Below are 22,370 nucleotides of genomic sequence, written 5' to 3'. Positions count from 1 at the left end.
ACGGTTCCCGGGCACCCAAATTCCGGTATGACGCGGACAAGGGCGGAGGAAATTACCGCGCTGGTCATGGGCAGAGTGGATGGAACGGGCGGAGCGGCAGCGGGTAGTGGTCGTCGGAGGGGGGGCATCCGGCTGGATGGCCGCCACCGCGCTCGCCAAGCTGTTGCCCAGCCGATGCACCGTTGCGCTGATCGAATCGGAAGCCATTGGAATCGTTGGGGTTGGGGAAGCAACCCTGCCGCATATCCGGGCCTTCAACGAGCGCCTCGGCATCGTCGAAGCCGAGTTCATGGCGGCGACGCGCGCCACTTTCAAACTCGGTATCGAGTTTCGCGACTGGGGGCGGATCGGGGACAGCTACATCCATCCCTTCGGCACGTTCGGACGCGGCAGCGGCGAGGTGCAGTTCCACCATTATTACTCCCGCCTGCTACGCGCCGGCGTGCCGCTGCCGCCGATCGAGCATTATTCGATGGCCTGTTCGCTGGCGCGGGCCAACCGCTTCGGCCAGCCCGCGCGCGACCCGCAGCAGATCGCTTCGACCTTCGGGTATGCCTATCAATTCGACGCGGTCGCCTTCGCGCCCTATCTGCGGCGCATTGCCGAGGGGCTCGGCGTCCGTCGTACCGAGGGCAAGGTCGTCGCGGTGGAACGCGATGCGCAGAGCGGCGACGTCACCGCGCTCGTGCTCGCGGATGGGCGACGCGTCGAGGGCGATCTGTTCGTCGACTGTTCGGGCTTCGCCGCCTTGCTGATCGGCAAGGAATTGGCCGAACCGTTCGAGGACTGGTCGCGCTGGCTGCCGGCCGATCGCGCCGTCGCGATGCCGTGCCGGACCGCGACGGCGGTGACGCCGTACACCAGCGCGATCGCGATGCCGTCGGGCTGGCGCTGGCGTATCCCGCTGCAGCATCGCACCGGCAACGGCTATGTCTTCGCAAGCGACTTTCTGTCCGAAGGCGCCGCGACCGACGCATTGCTCGCCGCGGTGGAGGGCACGCCCCTCGCGGATCCGCGCGTTCTGCGGTTCAAGGCCGGACGACGCACGCGCAGCTGGGTGAACAACGTCGTCGCGGTCGGCCTCGCGTCGGGATTTCTCGAGCCGCTGGAATCGACGAGCCTCTATCTGGTCCAGCAGGCGATCACCGCGCTGATCGAGCTGTTCCCCGAGAAACGCATCGCCCCGGTCGATCGCGACGAGTTCAACCGCCTGATCAACATGGAATATGATCGCGTTCGCGATTTCCTGATCCTGCATTATCACGCGACCGAGCGCGACGATTCGCGGTTCTGGACCTACGTCCGGACGATGCCGATCCCGGACAGCCTTGCGGAGAAGATGGCGTTGTTCAGGCGCCGCGGCCGCGTCGTCAAATATCGCGAGGGCGCGTTCCTCGATGCCAGCTGGGTCTCGGTTTATCTCGGGCAGCGCGTCGTTCCGACGGGCGCAGACCCGCGGGCGGCGGCGCCGTCCACCGACAGCCTCGTCGCGGGGCTCGAACGGATGCGGGGCGAGATCGCCGCGGCGGTCGGCGCGATGCCGGCGCATGCCGCCTTTCTCGCCGATTATTGTCCGATGCCGGCCGCCGCGTGACGCCGCTCGACGCGCCCATCACGCGCATCGCGGTTGTCGGCGGCGGGATCGTCGGCTGGTCGGCGGCGGTGGCGCTGCGCCGGCGCGTGCCCGGCGTGGCGGTGACGATCGTCGCGACGCCGCCGCCGCCCGACGCGCTCGCGGATCGCATCGCGCAGACGCTGCCGTCGACGATCGGCTTCCACGACGACCTCGGCCTGAGCGAGGACGATGCGGTGTTGCGCGCCGGCGGCATATGGCGGCTGGGCAGCGCGTTCGAGGGCTGGGCCGGGGATCTGCCGCCCTATGTCCATGCTTATGGGCCGTGTGGCCAGCCGTTCGGAACCGCCTCTTTCCACCATCACTGGCTGCGCGCGGCGCGGGCGGGGACCGCGGCGCCGTTCGAGGCGCATGCACCCGCGGCGATGCTGGCACGGGCCGGGCGGATGCCGATCCCGCCGGCAGGAATCGTCGCGGAGGTGCAGGCGGCGGTGATGCTGGACGTGCCGCGCTATCGGGCGATGCTGGAGGCGTTCGCGCGGCATCTGGGGGTCGAGGTGCGCGACGGCGAGGTCGCCACGGTGCGGCGGCGCGGCGACGACGGGTTCGTCGAAGCGCTGCTGTTGACGGACGGCACCGTGGTGGCTGCGGACCTGTTCGTCGACGCCTCCGGTCCCCGCGCGACCGTGCGCGCCGCGATCGACGATGTCCGGGAGGACTGGCAGCGCTGGCTGCGGTGCGACCGGCTGGTCACGGCGGATGGGCCGCCGGAACGAATGACCGCGCTGGATCAGGTCCATGCCATGCCGGCAGGCTGGCGCTGGCGCACGGCGACGGTGGACCGGACGTCGCATGGCCTTTGCTTTGCGGGCGCCTTCCTGTCCGAGGCCGACGCGCAAGAGGCGCTGGCGACGGCGGGCGCGACGGCGATCGCGCCGGCGGTCGCCTTCCGCCAGGGCACCCGGCCAGAGCCGTGGGCGCACAATTGCGTGGCGGTCGGCGATGCCGCGACGGTGATCGAACCGCTCGACTTCACCAACCTGCATCTCGCCCACAGCGCGATCGACCGGATCGTCGCAATGCTGCCGGGCCGCGCCTGCCATCCGCTGGAGATCGCCGATTACAACCGGCAGGCGCAGGCGGAGGTGGTCCGCGTGCGCGACTTCGTGCTCTGTCACTATGCCACGGCGCAGCGCCCCGAACCGTTCTGGCGCGTTTCCGAACCACTCCCGGACAGCCTCGCCCGGACGCTGGCGGCGTTTCGGGAGCGTGGCCGCCTGCCGTTCTTCGAGGAGGAGACCTTCTCGCGCGACGACTGGCTGACGGTGCTGATCGGGCAGGGAACGATGCCGCGCCGCATCGATCCGCTGATCGAGACGACCGACGCCGCCGACAGCGATCGCGCCATGGCGGCCTATCGCGCGGCGATCGGCCAGGCGGTGTCGCGATGTCCCGATCTCGACGCGTATTTTCACTCACAGCGGAAACGGCTCGGCAGATGAACGAACATACGATCCGCAGCGTGGTCATCCTCGGCGGGGGAACGGCAGGCTGGATGGCGGCGGCGGCGATGGCACGCTTCCTCAACAACGGCGTCACGCGCGTCACGCTGATCGAGTCCGAGGAGATCGGTACGGTCGGCGTCGGCGAGGCGACGATCCCGCCGCTGCGCACCTTCAACAGCATGCTCGGCATCGACGAGCATGAGTTCATCCGCGAGACCGGCGGCACCTACAAGCTGGGGATCGAATTCGTCGGCTGGGGCGACATCGGCGAACGCTATTTCCATCCGTTCGGCGCGCACGGCCACGACCTCGGCGGGGTGCATTTCCACCAGCTCTATCTGCGCGAGCGGCAGCGGCGGGTGCTGCCCGATATCTCCGCTTGGTCGATGAGCGCGGTGGCGGCGCAGGCCGGCAAGTTCGCACCCCCGGCACCGCAAGCGCAATCGGCGGTCAAGGACCTGTTCTATGCCTATCACTTCGACGCGATGCGCTACGCCGGCTTCCTGCGCCGCTTCGCCGAACGCAACGGGGTGCAGCGGATCGAGGGCAAGGTCGTCGCGGTGGCGCAGCGGCCCGAGGACGGTCATGTCACCGCGCTCAAGCTGGAGGACGGGCAGACCGTCGGCGGCGACCTGTTCATCGATTGCTCCGGCTTCCGCGGCGTTCTGATCGAGGAGACGCTGGAGACCGGCTATGAGGATTGGCGGCACTGGCTGCCGTGCGATCGTGCCGTCGCGGTGCCGAGCGCCTATAGCGGCGATCCCGATCCGTTCACCCGCGCTACCGCGCGCGGATCGGGCTGGCAGTGGCGGATTCCGTTGCAGCAGCGCATGGGCAACGGGCTCGTCTATTGCAGCGACTTCCAGCAAGCCGATGACGCCGAGCGCGAATTGCTAGCCAATCTGGAGGGCGCACCGCTCGCGGCGCCGCGTCATCTCGCCTTCACCACCGGTCGCCGCAAGCTGGCGTGGAACCGCAACGTCGTCGCTTTGGGACTGGCGAGCGGCTTCATCGAGCCACTCGAATCGACCTCGATCCACCTCGTCCAGTCCGGTATCGCGCGGCTGATCGCGCTGTTCCCCGACCGGCGCTTCGATCCGGTCGAGCGCGACGAATATAACGCGCAGATGCACGAGCTGTATGCCGACGTCCGCGACTTCGTCATCCTCCATTACAAGGCGACGCGGCGCCGCGACACGCCGTTCTGGGATCGCTGCCGCACGATGGACATCCCCGACAGCCTCGCGCGCAAGCTCGCGCTGTTCCGCGGCAAGGGGCGGGTGTTCCGCGAGAACCGCGAGCTGTTCGCGACGACGAGCTGGGTCAGCGTGTGCCTGGGCCAGGACATCGTGCCGCAGGAGTACGAACCGGCGGTCGACGCGCTCGACGAAGAGCGGGTCGCCGGCGCGCTGGAGGAAATGCGCCGCGAATATCTCGACATCGCCGGTCGTCTGCCGAGCCATGGCGACTTCCTTCGCCATATCTCCGGCCAGCCTGCCGCGCCGGCGACCGCACCCGCGGCGCCGACCACAGCCGCCGGTCCGACCTTCTCGTTCGCATCGGAATCGCCGTTCGATTTCTCGGCGGACCCGCTGTGAGGGACGATGCGATCCGCCGCGTCGTGATCGTCGGCGGCGGCACCGCGGGATGGATGGCGGCGGCGGCGATGTCGCGCGTCCTCGGCGAGATGCCCGGGCTGACGATCGAACTGATCGAATCGGACGAGATCGGCACCGTCGGCGTCGGCGAGGCGACGATCCCGCAGATCGTCCTGTTCAACAAGATGCTCGGCCTCGACGAGGCGCAGTTCATGCGCGAGACGCGCGCGACCTACAAGCTCGGCATCGAGTTCGTCGACTGGGTCCGTCCCGGCCACCACTACGTCCACCCCTTCGGCAGCTACGGGCTCGACATGAAGGGGATCGAATTCCACCATTTCTGGCTGAAGGGGCAGGCGCTCGGCGATATCACGCCGCTCGACGCCTATTCGCTGGCGATCGTCGCCGGCCTGCAGGGGCGGTTCGGCCATCCGCGGCCGGACCAGCCGGGATCGCCGCTGTCGAAGCTGAGCTATGCCTTCCAGTTCGATGCCGGCCTGTACGCACAGCTCCTGCGGCGGCTGGCGGAGGCGAACGGCGTGCGCCGTATCGAAGGGCGGATCGTCGCGGCCGAACGCGACGGCGAGACCGGCCACGTCAGCGCGGTATCGCTCGCCTCGGGCACGCGGGTCGCGGGCGACCTGTTCATCGATTGCTCGGGCTTTCGCGGCCTGCTGATCGAAGGCGAGATGCAGGCCGGGTTCGAGGACTGGAGCGCATGGCTGCCCTGTAACCGCGCGGTGGCGGTACCCTGCACGCACGGCGGCGACCGGCAGCCGCTCACCCGCTCGACGGCGCGTGCGGCGGGGTGGCAGTGGCGCATTCCGCTGCAGCATCGCATCGGTAACGGCTACGTCTATGCCAGCGACCATCTGTCCGACGACGAGGCGGCCGCGACATTGCTCGCCAATCTCGACGGTGCGCCGCTCGGCGATCCCCGCTTCCTGCGCTTTACCGCCGGGCATCGCCGCCGTGCCTGGGTCGGGAACGTCGTCGCGCTGGGACTGGCCGGCGGGTTCCTCGAACCGCTGGAATCGACGAGCATCCACCTCGTCCAGTCGGCGATCGCGCGGCTGCTGACCTATTGGCCGACGCGCCGTTTCGACCGAGTCGAGATCGACAAGTTCAACGCCGCGCATGTCGCCGATTATCTCGACATCCGCGATTTTCTTGTTTTGCACTATAAGGCAACGCAGCGTCGCGACACCGCCTTTTGGGATTATTGCCGCATGCTGGCACCGCCGCCGGGACTCGCCGAGAAACTCGCCGTCTTCGCCGCCAACGGCCGGGTCTTCCGTGAGCACGACGAACTGTTCACCGAGACGAGCTGGCTGTCGGTGATGGTCGGGCAGGGCGTGGCGGCGGGCGGATATCATCCCGCCGCCGATCTGCTGTCGGATGCCGAGACGCTGTCGCGGCTCGACCATATCCGGCGCGTGGTGGAGGAGACGGCGCATCTGCTGCCCCGGCAGGACGAGCTGCTGGCACATTACGGCTGCGCGATGACGGGCGTCGCTGCATGACCGCGCAGGCGCTGCCCGAGATCGCTAACGTCGACCGGCGCACCTTCGACAACGAAATCCGCCCCGCCGGCCGGCCCGTGGTGCTGCGGCAGGTCGGGCGCGACTGGCCCGCGGTGCAGGCCGCGCAGCGTTCGGCGGAGGAGGGCGTCGCCTATCTCCAGCGGTTCAGCCACGGCGAACCGGTCGCCGCGATCCTCGGCGAACCATCGATCGGCGGCCGGTTCTTCTACAACGACGATCTCACCGGGATGAACTTCGTGCGCGGGCAGACGCCGCTCGACCCGTTCCTCGCGCGGCTGCTGCGCGATCGGGATCGCCGCGAACCCTTCGCGATGGCGGTCCAGTCGGTGCCGCTGCCCACCTTGCTGCCGGGGTTCGCCGAGGCGAATGCGACGGATCTGGTCGCGCCGGATGTGGTGCCACGAATCTGGCTGGGCAATGCGATCCGCGTCGCGACGCATTACGACCTCATGGAGAATATCGGCGTGGTGGTGATGGGGCGGCGACGCTTCACGCTGTTTCCGCCGGATCAGGTCGCCAACCTCTACATGGGGCCGCTGGAACTGACGCCGGCGGGCACGCCGGTCAGCCTCGTCGATCCCGACGCGCCGGATCTCGCGCGCTTCCCGCGCTTCGCCGACGCCGCCAAGGTCGCCCAGACCGCGACGCTGGCGCCGGGCGACGCGATCTACATCCCGTTCCACTGGTGGCATGCCGTCGAGTCGCTCGATCCGGTCAATGCCTTCGTCAACTATTGGTGGAATGCGGCGCCGGCCGAGCTGGGCAATCCCTATGACGCGCTGCTCCACGCGCTAATGGCGATCGCCCCGCTGCCGGCGGATCAGCGCGACGCGTTCCGCGCCGTCTTCGACCATCTGGTGTTCCGCGGACAGGGCGATCCGGCCGCGCATCTGCCGGATGCGGCGAAGGGCGTGCTGGGACCGATCGACGCGACCACCGCGGCCCGCATCCGCGCGACGTTGCGCGACGGCCTCGCCCGGCCGTAACCGCGGGCCGGCCTAGCGCTTGCCGCCGAGCAAGCGGACTAGGAAGTCGCGCAGCCGCTCGGTGCGGGCGGGGCTTGCCGCGGCGAGGATGCCGCGCGCCGCGACGGGGAGATGGTCGCCGACTTCGTCGGCACCGTCCGCAAAGACATAATGGTCGAACCATCCCCGCCACGCGAGGCGCTGCGCCGGCGGAAGATCGCGCACCGCCATCAGCGCGTGGACCAGCGCGCCGAAGGGCGATGCCGCCTGCGCGTCGCCCCACCAGTAATTCACCAGCACGTTGAGCGGGTCGAGCGCCGCGACGTGGTGCCACCAGATCGCCGGCACGAAGATCGCATCGCCCGGTCCGAGCTCCGCGACCTGTGCGTGTGCCAGCGCCGCGGCGAACCGCGGATAGCGGGCACGATCGGGATTCTCGGGATCGACCATGCTCGACGGCGGTCCGGCCATCGTATGGTCGAGCGGGCCGACGTAAAGGTTGGCGATCTGGTCGGGGGGGAACAGGGTGAATCGCCGCCGCCCGTGGACGACGCAGGCGATGTTGCTCGATTCGTCGTAATGCGTCGCGACGCGGGTGGCGTTGCCGATCCACAGCCGCGCGGGCGCATCGCCGGTCGGCAGGCCGAGGTGGTTCTCCGCGTCCCAGCCCGGCAGATGCTCAGGCGCCGTCGCCGCGTTGGCGTAGAGCGCGTGGGCATCGACGGCGCCGTCTTCGCTGTAGCGGACGAGCTGACCGAGCAATTGCCGCAACGCGACCTTCTGCCGCTGGAAGTTGAAGCCGGTCAAATCGTCGTTGTAGAAGAAACGTCCGGCGATTTCCGGCGCGCCGATCATCACGTCGAGCGTCTGCCCGCCCTCGAATGCGGCGAGATAGGTCGCCATCGCGCGATCGCCGCCGCGCCCGGCGCGCACCGCCGCCCACGCGCCGACCTGCCCGCGCAGCACGACCGGCACATAGCCCCCCGCGATCTCGCGCGCGAAGGTCGCGGCGTCTACCGCAGGGCGCTCGATGACGGCCGATGTCATCCCCGGTGGCTTTCCATGTCTCTTGCCTCTCGATGGGTGGCGCCGTGCATGTGGTTAGAGGGCCGGCTTCGATACAAATGAAGCGTGATTTCCGACTGTTACCGGTCCGCCGCAGCCATGGAATTGTCAAGAGCGCGCCGCGCGGCTTGTGGACAAAAGGGGTACATATAGTTAACGGCCGCGGATGGCGGCATCCTTGTTTCTTCTTCTCGCGGTGGTGTTCGCGTTTACCGGCGGCAATGGGCCGTGGGTCATGATCGCGACGATCGTGCTGGCGGCGGCGGCGGGGACGCGGCTGCCCGACCTCGACACGCCGCTGCGGCTGCGGCATCGTAGCGCGCTGACCCATGGTATCCTGCCGCTCGCGGTCGCGCTGCTCGATCATCGGACGTGGCCGGTGGCGGCCGGGCTGGGGTTCGGGATCGGCGTCCATCTCGCGGCGGACCTGTTTCCGGGCACGATGCGGGGCTATGCGACGATCAAGCTGCCCCTGTGGGGCGCGATCGGCGTGGTGCCGTCCTATCTGTGGATCGCGATCAATGCGGCCGCCAATCTGGTCGGCGGAATCGTTGTGCTGGAGCGGATCGCGACGCAGCGGGTGGTCGCCGGCACGCTGGCGGCGACGGGCGTGCTCGGCGCGGCCTATCTGCTGCGCGCGCAGGGCGGGTGGCCGGCGCTGGCGATGCTGGCATTGCTCGGCTGGCTGATGACGCGATAGCGCGGCGGCCATCAGCGCAGGCGGGCGTGGTCGCGGTGCGCGGTGCGGATGAGATTGCTGAAGATCAGGCGGACGAGATCGACCTGCCGGTTGCTGCCGGTCTTGACGAACACCTGCTTGAGATAGCCGCGCGCGGTGCTGACCTTGACGTGGAGCGATTGCGCCGCCGCCGCCAGCGTCTGGCCCGAGGCGAGCAGGCAGGCGAGTTCGGTCTCGACCCGCGACAGGCGGAACAGCTTGCAGACGGGCTCGGCGAGCTGGTGGATGTCGAGCCCGGGATCGACGAAGAACAGCAGCGCGCCGCCTTCGTCGGGCGCGTCCGCCGCGCGTGGCGTGCAGACGAACGACGTCACCAGCGGCGGGCCATGGTCGCGGTGCAGCATCAGCAGCGACATCGGCGCGAGCGCCGCGGTCGATCCGGCATGCGCCAGCACGTGGCCGACCGCGTTGGAGAAAGCGCCGGCGTCGCCGCGGTGGGTCGCCTGCACCTGGCCACGATGTTCGCGGATGCCGTCCTGCCGGTCCATCAGCAGCCGTGCCGCATCGTTGGCGAAAGCGATCTGGCCGTCGCCGGAGAGCAGCACGATGCCGATCGCGACCAGGTTCAGCCCGGCGCTGACCCCCTCCGCGACGCGCCGCTCGAGCCGCGTCGATTGCCACAGGCGCAGATAGGCGGAGACGCTGGGCCATTCGCGCAGCGACGCGCGCTCGATGGCGATGCGACGGTGCTCGTCGACCGCCGCGAAGAGCAGATTGACGAAGAGGGCGGCGTGGCCCGGCGTGTGCGGGACCGGGATCACCAGCGCCGCGGCGTCGTGCGGCGGCGCCAGCTGTTCGCACCAGACCGGCGCCGGCAGGCGGCGATCCGCCGCCGAGTCGATCCGGTCGGCGATGCGCAGCAGCGATGCGACGAAGGCGTCGCCGAGGCCGGCGGCGGCAAGGCAGCTCGGCACGCCCTGGCGCGGCGAGCCGGTCAGCGCCCAGCCGTCGGCCCCGAGCGCACGCGCGAAATGACCGACGACCAGGGCGATGTCGTCCGCCGCAGAGGTGGGCTGGTCATCGGTATCCAGAACGATGCGGGCGATACGATCGGCGACCGGCGCCGGTTCCGTCGTAGAATATAGCGCGCCCTGCTCATCGTACGGCGGCAGCCCGTCGCTGCATATGGCGGCCGTACGGAAGAGCAGGGGCAGATGTCTGTCTGCCGCCACCGGACCATCTCTCCCTGCGTCGACCCGTTCGACTCCCGTCGGGCCTCTCTTCGCACGCCTACTCGTCGGTCATTCTTGCAACATAGGATAACCTGTTTTGAAACAACGACAATAGGGGGAATTCACCCCCCATTTGGGGGTAAAGGCGGCCCCCAGATGGATGGGGAATTGGCCCGCAAAGGGGGGTAATCGTGAACGCAGCATTAACTCTATGAGTCGGTCCGGCTCGGTCAGCAGCAGCGTTGCCGGGCTTAGAGGATCGCCGGGGGTACCGGCCAACAAGGGATGCCTGCCATGAAATCGCGCCTTCTGATCGCCGCATCACTTCCCGTCTTGGCATGGACCGCATCGGTCCAGGCCCAGACGACCCAGCCGGGCTCGACCTATTCCACCACCACGACCAACACCGGCACCGCGGCCGGCGGCGACGCGGCGAACGGCTCGTACAATGCCGACAATTCGCGGGTCGACACCAACAGCTCGACCAACACCGATGCGTCCAACCGCTCGCTGACCTATGCGTATACGTCGAATAAGGCGGTGACCGACAATTCGGTGCTCACCCACACCGACACCGATACCAACAGTTCAGTCAACGACAGCAACAACACCGCGACCAACACCGACGCGTCGGATCGGTCGACGAGCTGGACCGACGGATCGAACCGGTCGACGACCAACACCGACAATTCCAACCGCTCGACGACGAACACGGACGGATCGAACCGGTCGACGACCGCCACCGACAATTCGAACCGCTCGACGACGAACACCGACGCATCGAATCGCTCGACGACCAGCACCAACAATTCGATGAACGACAGCAACAACACGGCGACCAACACCGCCACCGACGCCTCGAACCGTTCGACGACGTGGACGGACGGGTCGAATCGCTCGACCACCAACACCGATAATTCGAACCGGTCGCAGACCTCGACGGACAGCAGCGGCGCTTCGGGCGCGCAGGTCGCCGCCAACAACGGCAGCACCGCCACCGACAGCCGCAACCAGTCGGTGACCAGCACCGACAATGCCGACCGGTCGTACACCGACAATTCGGATCGCTCGACCACGACGCACACCAGCACCACCAATTCGGCGGCGAGCGGCGCGCAGGTCGCGGCGAACAACGGCGCCAGCGCGTCGGACAATCGCAACCAGTCGGTGACCAATACCGACAATGCCGATCGGTCGTACACCTATAACGACAATGCCGATCGCTCGACGGTGAACACCGACAATTCGGATCGCTCGACCAGCAACACGACGCGCAATTCGTCCGCCTCGGGTGCCCAGGTCGCCTCGAACGGCAGCGGCTCGGCGACCGACAGCCGCGATCAATCCGACAATTCGCACACGTCGAACACGACGACCAACACCACCACCAACACCGACAATTCGGATCGTTCGACCAACACCTCGACCAGCAGCGCGTCGGGGGCGCAGGTCGCCTCCAACGGCAGCGGCTCGGCGACCGACAGCCGCAACCAGTCGACGACCGACAATTCCGACCGGTCGAACCGCTCGCAGAACAGCTCGGCGACCGGCGCACAGGTCGCGGCGAGCAACGGCGACGCCACCGACAGCCGCAACCAGTCGACCAACGACAATTCGGATCGCTCCAGCCGCAACACCGCGCGCAACGAGGGCAGCGGTTCGGTCGCGACCGGTGGCGACGCTAGCTATGCCGACAGTTCGTCGCGCAGCACCGGCTATGCCACGGCCGGCACCGGCGCCGCGTCGACCTCGAACGTGTTCGGCGCCAGCGCGGTCGTCTCGTCGGCGACGCTGGCCAGCTACGTCACCGGCGTCCGCGTCGATTACAACCAGACGCCGGGTGGCGCGAGCGGCGCGGTCGACAACAGCCTGACCACCGGCGACGGCGCGTTCCAGAACCTCGCCGGGCTGCAGTCGCTCAACATGAACACCGGAGCGGGTGCATCGCAGAACTCGGCGGTCAACGTCAGCGTCTCGGCCGGGTCGATCAACCTCGGTCAATAAGCCGCACGGCGGAAGGGGTGGCGGTGTCACCCCTTCCTTCCATCGATCGATTGGGAGACCGAGCCATGCGTATTCTCTTCATCGGTGCCACGCTGCTGGCGGTCGCGACGCCCGCCATCGCTGCGGCACAGGCCGTCCCGTCGGTGCCGGCGGCCAGCCCGTTCGAAGCGGCGGATGCGGTCGACGATACCGCGCTCAATGCGGTCACCGGCCAATCCGACCTGTCGCAGGTGATCCGCGCGCAGAACACCGGCGTGGTCAGCGGCAACAGCGTCAACGGCCATTCCGAGACCGGCACGATCAGCTTCGATTCCAGCGCGTTCCAGAACCTCAACGGCCTGTCGCTGCTCAGCGCGAACACCGGCAACAACGTGTCGATCAATTCGTCGCTGAACGTGAACGTCGCGATCAACCAATGATGCGTGCGGCGGTGGTCCTGGCGCTGGCGACGATGGTGGCGGGATGCACCGGCATGCCGCTGCCCGAAGGCGGCAACGGCGTGAACTTCTCGCCGACGCTCAACTTCGCCACGCCGGTGACCAGCCTGATCGGCCGCCGGTTCGAAACGGTCGTGCGCCAGCAATATGACTTCAGCTGCGGCTCGGCGGCGCTGGCGACGCTGCTGCGCTATCATTACGACGATCCGCAGAGCGAGCAGAGCGTCTTCCTCGGCATGTTCCGCGACGGCGACCAGGCGCAGATCCGGCGGCTGGGCTTTTCGCTGCTCGACATGAAACGCTATCTGGCGGCGCGCGGGATCGCCGCGGACGGCTTCAAGGTCAGCGTCGAACAGATCGCCAAGGCGGGGATTCCCGGCGTCGCGCTGATCAACTTCGACGGGTATCGCCACTTCGTCGTGGTCAAGGGGATCGACGACCAGACGCTGCTGCTCGGCGATCCCTCGCTCGGGCTGCGGCGCGAGACCATCCGCCGTTTCGCGAAACAGTGGAACGGGGTGTTCTTCGTGCTGAGCGGCCGCAACGCGATCGGCCGATCGCATTTCAACATGGCCGCCGACCTGGTCCGCGCGCCGCACGGCCGCCCCTTCCTCAGCGCCGATCCGCTGGAGAGCGCGCAGCTCGCGCTGACCCGCCCGCAATTGGGAGAGTTCTGACATGCCGATCGCCTTGCTGATCGCCGCGGCGCTCGCCGGCGCCGCCGTGCCGGACGACGATCCACCCGCGGTTCCCGATGCCGAGCTGGCGACGATGCGCGGCGGACTGCTGTTGCCCAACGGACTGAACGTCGCGATCGGCATCGACATCCAGACGCGGATCGACGGCGTGCTCGCGCTTCACACCATCTATTCGAGCGAAGGGCCGAACGCCGGGGTGCGCGTCTATACCGACGGGACGACCAGCCCCAGCGCGGCGCCCGGCACCGTCACCGTCGCGACCGGCGATCCCGACTGGCCGACCGTCTCGGTCTCGCGGACGCCGACCGGGACCACGGTGACCGCGCCGGGATCGGACACGCCGGCCAGCGTCAACATCGTCGCCGGTCCCGCAACCGGCTGGCTGGATGCCGCGGGCCAGACGCTGGTGCCGGTGACCGCCAACGGCCCGGCGGTGGCGGCGAGTTCGGGGAGCGTGCGGCTGACCAGCGACGATCGCGGGACGCAGGTCGCGCTCGTCACCCCGGCGACCGAGATCCGCCATCTCGTCGGCCAGGCGACCGGCGCGGTCATCGCGAACACCGGCAACGACCGCGCGATCGACACGGTCAGCACGATCAACGTCAATCTGGTCGGCCTGCCGGTCGCGCTGATGAACGGCGTGCTGCTGGTCAACCGGATCGCCGCGGATGCCGCCGGACAGCGCTGAACGACAACGACCTAGAGGGGATCACCATCGATGCGACCGGCCGTCTGCCATGCCTTCCTTCCACTCGGCCTGATCGCACTGCCGGCATCGGCCCAACAGACGGTATCCCCCGCCGCCGCGGCCGTGCCTGCTGCCGCCGACGGCACCGAGGATCTGCGCCGCACCCTGGCCAGCGAACGGCAGGAACTGGAGCGGCAACAGCGGGCGCTCGACGAACAGCGCGCCCGTATCGACCGGCTCGAAGCGCGCCTGTCCGGGCGGAGCGAGCCCGATCGTGCGGTCGCGCAGACCGCGCTGCCCCCGGGCGGCGTGCCGCTGCCCGCCTCGCCACCGCCCGCGCCGCCGCGCGCCGCCGCCGCCTCGGGAGCGCAGGTGCAGACGGTCGGCGAGGCGCCGTCCGATCAGCGGCAGGTGCAGGTCGCGGTGCTCGCCGAACAGGGCGGCATCATCACCAAGGCGGGGCGCGCCACCGTCGAGGTCAATTTCGAATATGCCCGCGCCGATCGCAACCAGGTGGTGTTCCGCGGCGTGCAGATCCCGGAGGCGGTGCTGATCGGCGTCTTCGACATCAACGAGAGCCGGCAGGACGTGCTCACCGTCGGCACTGTCGGGCGGCTGGGGCTGACCAGCCGGCTGGAGATCAACGGCCGGCTGCCGTTCGTCTATCGTTCGGACAAATCGGTGCTGGCGCCGGTCGCCAACCCGAACCAGCCCAATGCCGGGCAGCTCGATCGGCCGGTGAGCGGCGCCAATATCGGCGATATCGACTTCGGCCTGCGCTATCAGATCACCGACGGGCGTGACGGCGCGCCCTATCTGATCGCCGGCGTCCAGGCGGTGGCGCCAACCGGCACCGATCCGTTCAAGGTGCCGCGCGACGCGCTCGGCAATGCACTGAAGGGGGCAACCGGCGCCGGCTTCTGGGGCGTGACGCCGAACCTGACCGCGATCCTGCCGACCGATCCCGCCGTGCTGTTCGCGACGCTCGGCTATACCTATAATTTCGCCCGCGACATCAACCGGCAGATCGGCGCCGCCTATATCGAGCGCGTCGCGCCCGGCAACCAGCCGTCGGCCAGCGCGGGGATCGCGATCGCGCTCAACCCGCGGACGTCCATCAGCTTCGGCTATGCGCAGACCTGGGCGTTGGGCACCAAGACGCGGGTACGCGCGCTGAACCAGACCACGCAGGCATTGGGCGAGGCGATGACCGCGGAGAGCCGCGACCTGCAGATCGGCCGGCTGCTCTTCGGCGTGAGCTACCGCACCTCGCCCTCGACGACGCTCAACTGGAACGTCGAGGTCGGCGCGACCGATGACGCCGCCGACGTCCGCACGACGTTGCGCATCCCGTTCACCTTCACCGCATATTAATCGACGCGGCGGGTCAGCCGACGCCGGTGGGGCCGTCGATGACACGGCGGACCTTGGTGGCCAGCTCGCTGCGCTTGTAGGGCTTCTGGATCAGCTCGAACTCGGCGCCGCGCGCATCGACGCGTTCGATCGACGATTCGGCATAGCCGGTGGTGAGCAACACGCGCATCCGCGGGCGACGACGCTTGACCTCGCGGGCGAGCATCACGCCGTTCATCCCGCCGGGCATGATGAGGTCGCTGAACAACAGGTCGATCGTCCCGGCGCCGTCGAGCAGCTCCAGCGCCGCATCGGCATTGTCGGCACGCAGCACCGAATAGCCGAAATCGGTCAGCACCGCCTCGGCATAGTCGCCGACATCGGCCTGATCCTCAACCAGCAGCACCGTCTCGTTGCCGCGTTTGTCGGCGAGCGGGCGCGACGGCTGCGATCCCTGCGGTTCGACCGCGGCGGCCTCGCACGGGAACAGCATCCGCACGGTGGTGCCGTGGCCTTCCTCCGAATAGAGCCGCAACGAGCCGCCCGATTGCTTCATGAATCCATAGACCATCGACAGGCCGAGCCCGGTGCCCTTGCCCTGATCCTTGGTCGTAAAGAACGGTTCGGTGACGCGGGCGAGGATCTCCGGCGACATGCCGGTGCCCTGGTCGGCGATCGTCAGCATGACATATTCGCCGGGTTCGAGCTCGCCGAAGCCCTTGTCGCCCGCCTCGATCGTCCGGTTGCTCGCCTCGATCGTGATCGTGCCGCCGTCGGGCATCGCATCGCGCGCATTGAGCAGGATGTTGATCACCGCCAGCTCGGCCTGCGTGGGGTCGATCCGGGCGTTGCAGATGCCGGCGCCGCGGTGGATGTCGACGGTGATCGCGCCGCCTGCGGTGCGCTCGATCAGCGGCTGCAACTGGTCGAGCAGATCGTCGAGGTTGACGACGCGGCCCTGCAGCTTCTGCTTGCGCGAGAAGGCGAGCAATTGCTGGGTGAGCGACGCGCCGCGTTCCGCCGCCTGCATCACCGCGCGCATCGAGCGGGCCGCCTTCTTGCGATCGAACTCGCCGTCGCGCTCCAGGTTGTTCAGGATGATGTCGCCGAAGCCCTGGATCACGGTCAGCAGGTTGTTGAAGTCGTGCGCGACCCCGCCGGTGAGCTGGCCGACCGCCTCCATCTTCTGCGCCTGGCGCAGCGCATCCTCGGCGTCGCGGCGGCGGGTGACGTCGAGCTGCGAGGCGAAGAAATAAACCAGCTCGCCATCGGCGTCGAACACCGGCGACATGAACAACGCATTCCAGAAGGCGGCGCCATTCTTCTTGTAATTGAGGATCTCGACCGAGGTCTCGTGACGCTGCTCGATCGCCCGGCGCAGGTCCGCAACCGTCTCCGGATCGGTGTCCGGCCCCTGCAACAGGCGGCAGTTGCGCCCGAGCAGCTCGTCGAGGCCGTAGCCGGTCATGTTGATGAAGGCGGGATTGGCGAAGACGATGGGATTGTCGTGCTGATGCGGGTCGGTCACGATCATCGGCATCCGCGTCGTCGACACCGCCGCGAAGAAGATGCCGTTCTTGTCGTCGCCCATGTCGTGGTTGACGAGGCTTTGCAGATGCGGCGGTGGACCACCCCGTGGTTTTTCCGGCGTACCGTCGGCCATGACGTTCCAAGCGCTAGAGTAAGGCTTGGCCGCGTGGCACCGCCGATCGTGCGGGAAAACCCACTTGGGTTACAGTTGTTCCCAGTTCGGGATGATCCGGATCAGAACGCCGGGTCGTCGCCGGGCAGCGTCGAGACGTGGATGCCGCATTCCACCTTGTCCCAGCCGCGCCAGCGACCGGCGCGCGGGTCTTCCCCGGGCTTGACCTTGCTGGTGCACGGCGCGCAGCCGATCGACAGATAGCCCTGCGCCTCCAGCGGGTGACGCGGCAGGTCGTGCTCCTCGAAATAGGCGTCGAGCTGGCTCTTCGACCAGTCGGCGAGCGGGTTGAGCTTGAGCCGGCCCTCGTCCTCCTCGAAGCGCGGCAGCGCGGTGCGGGTGCCCGCCTGGAAGCCCTTGCGGCCCGAGATCCACGCGTCGAACGGCGCCAGCGCGCGGCGCAGCGGCTCGACCTTGCGGATCTCGCAGCAGCCGTCGGGGTCGTAGGACCAGCGCATGCCGGTCGCATCCTTCAGCCCGAGCATACGCGGATCGGGGCGGAAGACGCGCAGGTCGGTGAGGCCGAGCTTCTCCGAAAGCTCGTCGCGATAGGCGAGGGTTTCGCCGAACATCTTCTGCGTGTTGGTGAAGATCACCGGCACGTCCTTGTCGATGCTCGCCACCATGTGCAGCAGTACCGCCGACTCGGCGCCGTAGGACGAGACGGAGGCGATGCGGCCGGCGAGTTCGCCGATCAGCAACTCGCGCAGCATGTCCGCCGCAGGCACGCCGGCGAAGCGGATCTGCATCGCCGCGGCATCCGCCGTGGTAAAGGGCGGCGCGACGTCCATCACGTCGAGCGCGCGGGCGGGCTCACCCATGACGCAGCTTCCACACCGGCACCACCGCATCGGCGGCGGGCTGGTAGCGATAGTCGTAGCGGTCGAGGCTGCGCTGCAGCGTGTCGGCGTCGATCGGGGCTTCGGGCGCGAAGCTGTCGAAGCCGCAACGGCGCATCAGCGGCAATTGGTCGACGAGCACGTCGCCCGCCGCGCGCAGCTCGCCGGTATAGCCGGCCTCGCGCAGCACCCGCGCGGCGCTATAGCCCCGACCGTCGCGAAAAGAGGGGAAACTAACCTCGACCAATGCGAGCTGGCCGAGCTGCGGCAGCAGGGCGCGCGCGTCCTCGCCGGCTTCGAGGCGAACGGCGGTGGCGTTGCTCTGGCCGAGGAAGGCGTCGAGCGTCACCGCGGGCTCGTCGTGCGGCTCGTCGTCGCGGAAGCGGAGCAGGGCTGCATCAACCATAGATCGCCTCCTTGAAGGGTTCGAAGCCGATGCGGCGATAGGTGTCGAGGAAGCGCTCGCCGGGCTCGCGTGTCGCGAGATAGCGGGCGGTGACGCGCTCGATCGCGTCGACGACGCCATCCTCGGAGAAGCCCGGTCCGGTGATCTTGGCGAGGCTGACGTCCTCCGCGCCCGAGCCGCCGAGCGAGAGCTGGTAGTTTTCGGTGCCCTTCTTGTCGACGCCGAGAATGCCGATGTGGCCGGCGTGGTGGTGGCCGCAGGCGTTGATGCAGCCCGAGATCTTGAGCTTCAGTTCGCCAAGGTCGCGCTGGCGGTCGCGGTCGGCGAAGCGCGCCGCGATCTTCTGCGCCAGCGGGATCGAGCGGGCGTTGGCGAGGCTGCAATAATCGAGGCCCGGGCAGGCGATGATGTCGGTGATGAGGTCGAGGTTGGGCTCGGCGAGACCGGTGTCCGAGAGGCGCCGCCAAACTTCACTAAGGTCGCGCATAGCGACGTGCGGCAGGACGATGTTCTGCGCGTGCGTCACACGTAACTCATTGAATGAGAACGTTTCCCCTAGTTCGGCGAGCAGCTCGATCTGGTCGGCGGTGGCGTCGCCGGGGATGCCGCCGGCGGGCTTGAGGCTGACGTTGACGATCGCATAGCCGGCCTGCTTGTGCGCGGCGACGTTCTGGTCGAGCCAGACCGCGAAATCGGGATCGCTGCGGTCGATCGCGGTCGGCGCGTCCGCGTCGAAGGCGGGGGCGGCGAACATCGCGGTGATCCGGTCGAGCTCGGCCCGGGGCGGATCGATGCCGAGCTGCTTGACCGCGAGGAACTCCTCCTCGACCTGGCGGCGATATTCGTCGGGGCCGATCTCGTGGAGCAGGATCTTGATCCGCGCCTTGTAGATATTGTCGCGGCGACCATAGCGATTGTACACGCGCAGGCACGCCTCGAGATAACTCATCAGATCATCCGAGCCGACGAAGTCGCGGACGAGATGGCTGATCATCGGGGTCCGGCCCATGCCGCCGCCGACATAGATCGCCGCGCCCAGTTCGCCGTCGCGCCGGACGAGCCGGATGCCGATGTCGTGGAGGCGCATCGCCGCACGATCCTCTTCCGCGGCGATCACCGCGAATTTGAACTTGCGCGGCAGGTAGCTGAATTCGGGGTGGAAGGTGCTCCACTGGCGGATCAGCTCGGCCCAGGGGCGCGGATCGGCGACCTCGTCCGCGGCGGCGCCGGCATATTGGTCGGCGCTGATGTTGCGGATGCAATTGCCGCTGGTCTGGATCGCATGCATCTCGACCGTCGCGAGGCGGGCGAGGATGTCGCACGTGTCGGCGAGCTTGATCCAGTTGAACTGGAGGTTCTGACGCGTGGTGAAATGGCCGTAGCCGCGGTCGTAATCGCGCGCGATGCTGCCGAGCATCCGCATCTGGCGGCCGTCGAGCGTGCCATAGGGGATGGCGACGCGCAGCATATAGGCGTGAAGCTGGAGATAGAGGCCGTTCATCAGCCGCAGCGGCTTGAACTGGTCCTCGGTGAGCTGGCCCGACAGGCGGCGCTCGACCTGATCGCGGAACTCGTCGACGCGGGCATCGACGATCGCCTGGTCGTATTGGTCGTATTTATACATGATCGGCTTTCCGGCCTGCGTGCGTGGCGAAGGCTGTTGGGTTCGCGCGAAGACGCGAAGACGCGAAGAGAAGAAGGTTTTTGTTCGCTCGGGGGCGCGGGGGCGCGGACATGGCGTTCGTGCAGTGGCCCGGGGCGGCAGACAGAAGAAGGTTTTTGTTCGCGCAGAGGCGCGGAGGCGCGGACGGGGTGCGCTGGTGGCGCGCGGAATGGCCGCCACCCGCCTTCGTCATCCCGGCGAAGGCCGGGACCCACGGTTGCGGTGCCGCTCGGGGGTGGGGGCGCGGCTTGTTCCAGGTAATTTGGGCCTCACTTAGCCTCGACCGATCCGGCACGAAGCTGGTGATAGCGGTGTTACCGTTCCGCGTCTCACTCGTCGCATCGCGTCCATGGGTCCCGACTTTCGTCGGGATGACGGGATGGGGGAGGGCATGCGTGCGTACCAGCCACGGCCCTGCCGGCCGCCGCCGATAAGCGCGCGAGCCGGTTACGGCAGGCGCAACTCCTCCGCGCCTCTGCGCCTCTGCGCGAACCAAAACCTTCTTCCGTTCGCGGCGTCGCGTCTTCGCGCGCATCATATCACCCAGCTTCCCGCGGACGGGTCGGCCGGCTTGAGCGTCAGGTCGGGTCGCACGGTCGGACCCAGCGCACGGATGCGGTCCTTGATATGCGCCGGTCGCGGGCCGTCGGGCGTCGGGATCGCGTCGATCAGATAGGGCACGTTGACGCGGCGTGCGCCTTCCTCGGTGCGCAGGATGCCCTCGCCCTCGGTGCCGACGTCGACCGCATCCTCGACATGGCGCGACCAGCCGGTGCCGGTCCACCACACGACGTCGCCGGTCGGAAGGTCGTTGCCCGTCAACAGTCTCATGCTGCGGTCTCCTCGGCGGGCCCCACGAAAGTATTACTTTCGTGGGTTCCCTCGGCGATCCGCGCCCAGCGGGCAAGCTTGTCCTCGGCGTCCGAGAGTTCGACGACCTCGCCGACGACGATGATCGCCGGGCTCTGCACCGCCTCGCGCGTCACCATCGCGCCGAGATCGGCGAGGAGGGTGCGGATCGCGCGGCTGCCCGCCAGCGTGCCGCGTTCGAGCACCGCGACGGGCATGTCGGGGGCGACGCCGTCGGCCATCAATTTGTCGGCGATGTCGCTGGCGGTGGCGACGCCCATGTAGATCACCAGCGTGCGACCCTGACCGGCGAGGCCCGACCAATCCTGATCGCTGAGCCCCTTGCACTGGCCGGCGACGAAGCTGACCGCGCTGCTGTGGTCGCGATGGGTGAGCGGCAGCATCGCCTCCGCCGCGCAGCCGAGCGCCGCCGAGACGCCGGGGATGACCTCGACCTTGAGGCCGGCGGCGCGCACCGCCTCGACCTCCTCGCCGCCGCGGCCGAAGATGAAGGGATCGCCGCCCTTGAGCCGGACGACGATCGCGCCGGTCTTGACGTGCGCGACGATGAGGGCGTTGATCGCCTCCTGCGGCAGCGTGTGGCGCGCGCGGCTTTTCGCAACGGAGATGCGCTGCGCCTGCGGCGGCGCGATGTCGAGCACGCGCGGATCGATCAGGCCGTCGTGGACGACGATATCGGCACTGCGCAGCGCCTCGACCGCGCGGACGGTGAGCAGGCCGGGATCGCCCGGACCGGCACCGACCAGGATGACGCGCCCGCGGGCGTTGGGGTCGAGAAGCGTAGCCATATCCGCCAGATGGGCCGGGGCGGACGGACGGACAAGCCAGCGTTGCTTTGGCGGGGGTTAGGGGAGCTTGTGGCTACGGTCGGAGAGCGAGTGACGATGGCCGCGAAAAGGAGCAACTCGTTGCCAGTCCAAAACGGACAGGTATACTTCCGGGTGATCAACAGGGAGTATCACGATGTCTGCTGCCGAAGCCGATCTAGTCGAACGTATTGCGCGCCTCGAGCGGCGGTTGCGGATCGCATCCATCGCGGTCGTTCTCGCAGTGGCCTGTTGCGGGTTGACGTTTCTGGGCGCTGTGAGCAACCGGGCCAGTGCGGCGCCGGCAGCGGCGCCGAAAATAGTCGACGTGCTGCGGGTGCGCCAACTCGACGTGGTCGACCACGCCGGCGTCACGCGCGTCAAGCTCGCTGCGCCGCTGCCCAACGCGACGATCGACGGCAAGACGCTGACCCGCGGTGGCCGACCGCAGGATACGATGTCGGGGATGCTGCTGTTCGATGCCGAGGGCGTCGAGCGCAGCGGTTACGTCACGGCCGATCACGGCTATTCCAACGTCCTGCTGACGCTCGACGACAAGCACAAACAGCATGCCATGTTCATCGCCGAGCCGACCGGCGCGACGACGCTTCGCCTTTTCAACGGCAATACGCAGGATCGCGTCGACGTCGGTATCGACGAGGACGGTCCTTCCATCACGATGGTCCGCCGCGGCAAGGAATTCTACCGTCAACCCGCCCGATAGCGATGGCGGCGGCGGGGTG

20 protein-coding genes are annotated in these 22,370 nt (G+C 68.3%); 12 read left to right on the top strand and 8 right to left on the bottom strand.

The window, feature by feature from the left end; translation table 11 throughout:
- Nucleotides 1–136: 136 nt before the first annotated feature.
- Genes AC07U4_RS06815 through AC07U4_RS06795 form a run of 5 tightly spaced genes read left to right on the top strand, consistent with a single transcriptional unit; the run spans nt 137 to nt 7,206 of the window.
- On the top strand, nt 137–1,594 hold the full coding sequence (locus AC07U4_RS06815; protein WP_495194863.1) for a tryptophan halogenase family protein: 1,458 nt from the start codon (nt 137–139) through the stop codon (nt 1,592–1,594).
- Nucleotides 1,591–3,075: a tryptophan 7-halogenase gene (locus AC07U4_RS06810; protein ID WP_495194862.1), complete on the top strand. Its 1,485-nt coding sequence runs from the start codon at nt 1,591–1,593 to the stop codon at nt 3,073–3,075. The genes AC07U4_RS06815 and AC07U4_RS06810 overlap by 4 nt, the downstream gene beginning before the upstream one ends.
- Nucleotides 3,072–4,676 (top strand): tryptophan halogenase family protein, encoded by a 1,605-nt coding sequence (locus AC07U4_RS06805; RefSeq protein ID WP_495194861.1) that lies wholly within the window; start codon nt 3,072–3,074, stop codon nt 4,674–4,676. Before AC07U4_RS06810 ends, AC07U4_RS06805 begins: the two co-directional genes overlap by 4 nt.
- Nucleotides 4,673–6,199 carry a tryptophan halogenase family protein gene (locus tag AC07U4_RS06800; RefSeq protein WP_495194860.1) on the top strand — a complete coding sequence of 509 codons (1,527 nt, stop codon included), beginning with the start codon at nt 4,673–4,675 and terminating at the stop codon, nt 6,197–6,199. Before AC07U4_RS06805 ends, AC07U4_RS06800 begins: the two co-directional genes overlap by 4 nt.
- Entirely contained in the window at nt 6,196–7,206 is a 1,011-nt protein-coding gene (locus AC07U4_RS06795) for a cupin-like domain-containing protein (RefSeq protein WP_495194859.1), read from the top strand. Before AC07U4_RS06800 ends, AC07U4_RS06795 begins: the two co-directional genes overlap by 4 nt.
- A gap of 12 nt (nt 7,207–7,218) precedes the next feature.
- On the opposite strand, the gene AC07U4_RS06790 is transcribed toward AC07U4_RS06795, so the two are convergent.
- The gene (locus AC07U4_RS06790; protein WP_495194858.1) at nt 7,219–8,232 is read right to left on the bottom strand and encodes a cupin-like domain-containing protein; all 1,014 of its coding nucleotides are present in this window, start codon (nt 8,230–8,232) and stop codon (nt 7,219–7,221) included.
- A 196-nt stretch (nt 8,233–8,428) separates the two neighbouring features.
- Here AC07U4_RS06790 and AC07U4_RS06785 point away from each other — a divergent pair, with 196 nt between their 5' ends.
- Nucleotides 8,429–8,950 carry a hypothetical protein gene (locus AC07U4_RS06785; RefSeq protein WP_495194857.1) on the top strand — a complete coding sequence of 174 codons (522 nt, stop codon included), beginning with the start codon at nt 8,429–8,431 and terminating at the stop codon, nt 8,948–8,950.
- An 11-nt stretch (nt 8,951–8,961) separates the two neighbouring features.
- Here the strand turns inward: AC07U4_RS06785 and AC07U4_RS06780 are convergent, their stop codons facing one another.
- Complete coding sequence (locus AC07U4_RS06780; RefSeq protein ID WP_495194856.1) at nt 8,962–10,161, bottom strand: helix-turn-helix transcriptional regulator; 1,200 nt, start codon at nt 10,159–10,161, stop codon at nt 8,962–8,964.
- Nucleotides 10,162–10,455: 294 nt separating this feature from the next.
- Here AC07U4_RS06780 and AC07U4_RS06775 point away from each other — a divergent pair, with 294 nt between their 5' ends.
- The 5 genes from AC07U4_RS06775 to AC07U4_RS06755 all read left to right on the top strand — a co-directional run bounded on the left by AC07U4_RS06775 (nt 10,456) and on the right by AC07U4_RS06755 (nt 15,362).
- The gene (locus tag AC07U4_RS06775) at nt 10,456–12,165 is read left to right on the top strand and encodes a beta strand repeat-containing protein (RefSeq protein WP_495194855.1); all 1,710 of its coding nucleotides are present in this window, start codon (nt 10,456–10,458) and stop codon (nt 12,163–12,165) included.
- A 65-nt stretch (nt 12,166–12,230) separates the two neighbouring features.
- Complete coding sequence (locus AC07U4_RS06770) at nt 12,231–12,584, top strand: hypothetical protein (protein WP_038661244.1); 354 nt, start codon at nt 12,231–12,233, stop codon at nt 12,582–12,584.
- Complete coding sequence (locus tag AC07U4_RS06765) at nt 12,581–13,279, top strand: C39 family peptidase (RefSeq protein WP_495189865.1); 699 nt, start codon at nt 12,581–12,583, stop codon at nt 13,277–13,279. The genes AC07U4_RS06770 and AC07U4_RS06765 overlap by 4 nt, the downstream gene beginning before the upstream one ends.
- 1 nt (nt 13,280) lies before the next feature.
- Nucleotides 13,281–13,988 (top strand): hypothetical protein, encoded by a 708-nt coding sequence (locus AC07U4_RS06760; protein WP_495194854.1) that lies wholly within the window; start codon nt 13,281–13,283, stop codon nt 13,986–13,988.
- 30 nt (nt 13,989–14,018) lie between these two features.
- On the top strand, nt 14,019–15,362 hold the full coding sequence (locus AC07U4_RS06755; RefSeq protein ID WP_495194853.1) for a transporter family protein: 1,344 nt from the start codon (nt 14,019–14,021) through the stop codon (nt 15,360–15,362).
- A 13-nt stretch (nt 15,363–15,375) separates the two neighbouring features.
- On the opposite strand, the gene AC07U4_RS06750 is transcribed toward AC07U4_RS06755, so the two are convergent.
- The 6 genes from AC07U4_RS06750 to cobA all read right to left on the bottom strand — a co-directional run bounded on the left by AC07U4_RS06750 (nt 15,376) and on the right by cobA (nt 21,609).
- A complete protein-coding gene (locus AC07U4_RS06750; RefSeq protein WP_038661236.1) occupies nt 15,376–17,004 on the bottom strand; it encodes a histidine kinase famiy protein in 1,629 nt (542 codons plus the stop codon).
- Nucleotides 17,005–17,105: 101 nt separating this feature from the next.
- Nucleotides 17,106–17,864, bottom strand: coding sequence for a phosphoadenylyl-sulfate reductase (locus AC07U4_RS06745; protein ID WP_495194852.1), 759 nt, complete (start codon nt 17,862–17,864; stop codon nt 17,106–17,108).
- On the bottom strand, nt 17,857–18,288 hold the full coding sequence (locus AC07U4_RS06740) for a DUF934 domain-containing protein (protein ID WP_137897461.1): 432 nt from the start codon (nt 18,286–18,288) through the stop codon (nt 17,857–17,859). Before AC07U4_RS06740 ends, AC07U4_RS06745 begins: the two co-directional genes overlap by 8 nt.
- Nucleotides 18,281–19,912, bottom strand: coding sequence for a nitrite/sulfite reductase (locus tag AC07U4_RS06735; RefSeq protein WP_495194851.1), 1,632 nt, complete (start codon nt 19,910–19,912; stop codon nt 18,281–18,283). Before AC07U4_RS06735 ends, AC07U4_RS06740 begins: the two co-directional genes overlap by 8 nt.
- Before the next feature lie 573 nt (nt 19,913–20,485).
- Nucleotides 20,486–20,782 carry a DUF2849 domain-containing protein gene (locus AC07U4_RS06730; RefSeq protein WP_038661225.1) on the bottom strand — a complete coding sequence of 99 codons (297 nt, stop codon included), beginning with the start codon at nt 20,780–20,782 and terminating at the stop codon, nt 20,486–20,488.
- Nucleotides 20,779–21,609, bottom strand: a complete 831-nt coding sequence (gene cobA / locus AC07U4_RS06725; protein WP_052075550.1) for a uroporphyrinogen-III C-methyltransferase — start codon at nt 21,607–21,609, stop codon at nt 20,779–20,781. Before cobA ends, AC07U4_RS06730 begins: the two co-directional genes overlap by 4 nt.
- Before the next feature lie 346 nt (nt 21,610–21,955).
- On the opposite strand from cobA, the gene AC07U4_RS06720 reads away from it, so the two are divergent.
- On the top strand, nt 21,956–22,351 hold the full coding sequence (locus AC07U4_RS06720; protein WP_495194850.1) for a hypothetical protein: 396 nt from the start codon (nt 21,956–21,958) through the stop codon (nt 22,349–22,351).
- Nucleotides 22,352–22,370 lie beyond the last annotated feature (19 nt).

The sequence above is a fragment of the Sphingomonas sp. GW821-FHT02B09 genome (assembly GCF_059421875.1).
The sequence above is the reverse complement of the archived record's forward strand: the minus strand, read 5'-3'. Positions and strand labels throughout refer to the sequence as shown.